The sequence below is a fragment of the Zhongshania sp. genome (genome assembly GCF_041623545.1).
Lineage (GTDB): Bacteria > Pseudomonadota > Gammaproteobacteria > Pseudomonadales > Spongiibacteraceae > Spongiibacter.
Genome location: NZ_JBFJWS010000359.1, coordinates 1 through 2,951 on the forward strand (window position 1 = coordinate 1; position 2,951 = coordinate 2,951).

A 2,951-nucleotide genomic window follows, 5' to 3' on the forward strand; every position below is an offset into this window, starting at 1 on the left:
CGGAATGCGAAACTCAGCGCAAGCAACGATAGGCTTACCCTTTTCATTCAAGCAAGACAGCTCATAGGCATTCCAAACATCAACCCCGACAAAGGGTAGCTCCCCCTTTACACCTAAACCAGCGCGTCCGTCTTGCCGAGGAATCGGGTGTAGGCAGTTTGGGTCGTATTGACCAGGGTAACTAACCTGTTCGCCCAAGGGCCCATGACCGAGATGTTTACTCATAAATTTATCCGCCTTCCTTACAAAGCTGCTTACGCAAAGATCTCTACTGACGTAGGCGAGTGCCCGTACGCAGAAGATGCATACAATAAGCGTAGGCCGCTATAGTAAACACCCCAACCATAATGAAGGCCGTGGTTACATTCACATCAGATACACCCAGCACACCGTACCGGAAGGCATTTACGATATAGAGCATCGGATTTAAGCGTGACACCCCAGCCCAAAACTCTGGCAATAAATCGATGGAATAGAACACTCCACCTAAATACGTTAGTGGCGTCAGGACAAAAACGGGCACAATCGAGACGTCATCAAAATTATTGGCAAACACGGCATTTATAAAGCCTGCAAGGGAAAACATTATTGAGGTCATCAGTACAATCGCAATAGTGACCCCGAGGTGTTGAATATGCAAAGTGGTAAAGAACAAGGACAAGGCGGTAACAATAATGCCTACCAACAACCCCCTGGTCACTCCGCCAAGCACAAAACCCCAAAGTATCGTGTTGTTCGACATCGGCGAGACTAAAATCTCCTCGACAAAATGTTGGAATTTAGCGCCGAAAAACGAAGACACGACATTGGAATAGGCATTAGTAATCACCGACATCATAATTAAGCCGGGAACCACAAACTCCATATAAGTAAACCCACCCATTTGACCAATACGAGAGCCAATCAGCGCACCAAATATCACAAAATACAATGACATGGTGATTGCTGGGGGTAACAAGGTTTGCATCCAAATTCGCAGAAAGCGCCGAATCTCTTTGCGGACAATCGTGTAAAACGCTATCCACTGCTCTGCTAATGTCATTAATTACTCCACTCTCATATACACTGACGCGAGCTACTTTGTCGCCAGTAGCGCAACAAATAATTCTTCAAGGCGATTCGCTTTATTACGCATACTGCTCACCTCAATCCCGCTACCATTAAGCGCAACAAACACCTCATTTAACGACGTGCCTTTATTCAGCACTAACTCAAGCGTGTGCTCATCGACCATACGGGTGTCGAACCCAGGTATCGCGATGTCAGCCTTAATACCATCGCGAACATCAAGAATGAACGTTTCCTTTTGCAACTGCTTAAGCAACGCTTTCATTGTCGTGTTTTCAACAATATTACCGGCATCAATAATGGCAATATGGCGACACAGACTCTCGGCTTCTTCTAAGTAGTGCGTGGTTAATATTATCGTGGTGCCACGCCGATTAATTTCAGTGAGGAACTCCCACATTGACCGGCGCAATTCGATATCGACACCCGCAGTCGGCTCATCCAAAATTAACAAGCGCGGTTCATGAACTAAAGCTCGCGCAATCATTAAGCGCCGCTTCATGCCGCCAGAGAGCATTCTCGAAGCAACCTTGCGCTTATCCCAAAGACCGAGTTTCTTTAAATATTTCTCGGCCCGCTCACCGGCGACCTTGCGACTCAAACCGTAGTAGCCAGCTTGATTGACAACAATATCCCACACCGACTCAAAGCTAGAAAAATTGAACTCTTGAGGCACTAAACCAATTTCGCGCTTGGCCGCGGCTAAGTCATCATCAATGGAGTGGCCAAAAATACGCACCTCACCCGCTGTTTTTTTAACGAGCGACGATATAATACCTATCGTGGTTGATTTACCGGCACCGTTAGGCCCCAGGAGGGCATAAAAATCCCCCTGCTGAACTTCAAGGTCAATACCTTTTAGCGCCTCAAACCCATTGTCATAGACTTTGCGTAATCCCTTAATCTCTAGGGCAATCGCCATATTCGCGTCCTAAATTTGGTCACTATTTGATAAGCCGGCTATTTTGCCACGCCAGCGCGATGGAATACACTAGAAGGGCCAAGACTACTCGCAGAATCGATCTGCAATAATCCGCGTTGGAGACCCCGTGATAAAACGAAATGAATACTACCTGCAGCTCTGTAGCGAACTGCATGCCCTCTGCAGCAAACAACTTCCTGGTCATCCCGCGCACAGCGAAGAAAGCAACACTGAAATGATCGGCAAGTTAACCCAACTCCTCTCCGATTTCGGCAAGAGTGAAGATTACGTGGCTCTTGGCCAAGACATCATAACGCACATTATCAGTCACTACCCGGACATCACACCGCAAATGCACCGCGATCTACTGTGGTTTTTCGGTGGTGATTGCCTACATTATCTCGCCGACGACGAGCTAGAGCGCTATCAAGCGATTGAAGAGATTTTCTACGAGCAGCAGCAAAATGATCCCAACGCCTCTTATCGCAATATTCGCGCCCAGCAATTTGGCATGCACTAACCGGCAATACGCGCCACTGAACCAGTGGCGCTCACCGATCAATTCCTACAGACGAAAAAAAAGCGAAGCATACGCTTCGCTTTTTTAAAATTTGGAGCGGGAAAGGAGGCTCGAACTCCCGACCTCAACCTTGGCAAGGTTGCGCTCTACCAACTGAGCTATTCCCGCAAATCACGACATTAGATTTAAAACAGAGTTTAAATCAATTCCACATATGCCGTACAGCCTTGATTAAACAGTCTTTTTACGCCAAACCAATGCGGCTCGCATAATAAAAAGTTTTCATCAAGCTGTCAATAAACAGACTCGTCTGTAAACTGACAAATTCACGCGCTGTGACGCAAATTAATTGGCGTCCCCTAGGGGACTCGAACCCCTGTTACTGCCGTGAAAGGGCAGTGTCCTAGGCCACTAGACGAAGGGGACGCCGCGAGCTCTTTC

3 protein-coding genes, 2 tRNA genes and 1 pseudogene are annotated in these 2,951 nt (G+C 47.3%); 1 reads left to right on the forward strand and 5 read right to left on the reverse strand.

The genetic code is table 11. The features are described from left to right. From ABYT30_RS17820 to ABYT30_RS17830, 3 genes and pseudogenes are all read right to left on the reverse strand, one after another. Positions 1-225: pseudogene (locus ABYT30_RS17820) on the reverse strand (NADPH-dependent 7-cyano-7-deazaguanine reductase QueF); the annotation flags it as partial. Between the two features lie 43 nt (positions 226-268). Further along, positions 269-1,042, reverse strand: a complete 774-nt coding sequence (locus tag ABYT30_RS17825) for an ABC transporter permease (RefSeq protein WP_373078044.1) — start codon at positions 1,040-1,042, stop codon at positions 269-271. A gap of 33 nt (positions 1,043-1,075) precedes the next feature. Next, positions 1,076-1,990 (reverse strand): ATP-binding cassette domain-containing protein, encoded by a 915-nt coding sequence (locus tag ABYT30_RS17830; RefSeq protein ID WP_373078041.1) that lies wholly within the window; start codon positions 1,988-1,990, stop codon positions 1,076-1,078. Between the two features lie 127 nt (positions 1,991-2,117). Here ABYT30_RS17830 and ABYT30_RS17835 point away from each other — a divergent pair, with 127 nt between their 5' ends. After that, positions 2,118-2,510, forward strand: a complete 393-nt coding sequence (locus ABYT30_RS17835; protein WP_373078038.1) for a PA2817 family protein — start codon at positions 2,118-2,120, stop codon at positions 2,508-2,510. A gap of 92 nt (positions 2,511-2,602) precedes the next feature. On the opposite strand, the gene ABYT30_RS17840 is transcribed toward ABYT30_RS17835, so the two are convergent. Together ABYT30_RS17840 and ABYT30_RS17845 are read right to left on the reverse strand one after the other, a co-directional pair. Beyond that, positions 2,603-2,678, reverse strand: a tRNA-Gly gene (locus tag ABYT30_RS17840). Positions 2,679-2,860: 182 nt separating this feature from the next. Next, positions 2,861-2,936 (reverse strand) — tRNA-Glu (locus ABYT30_RS17845). Positions 2,937-2,951: the final 15 nt, after the last annotated feature.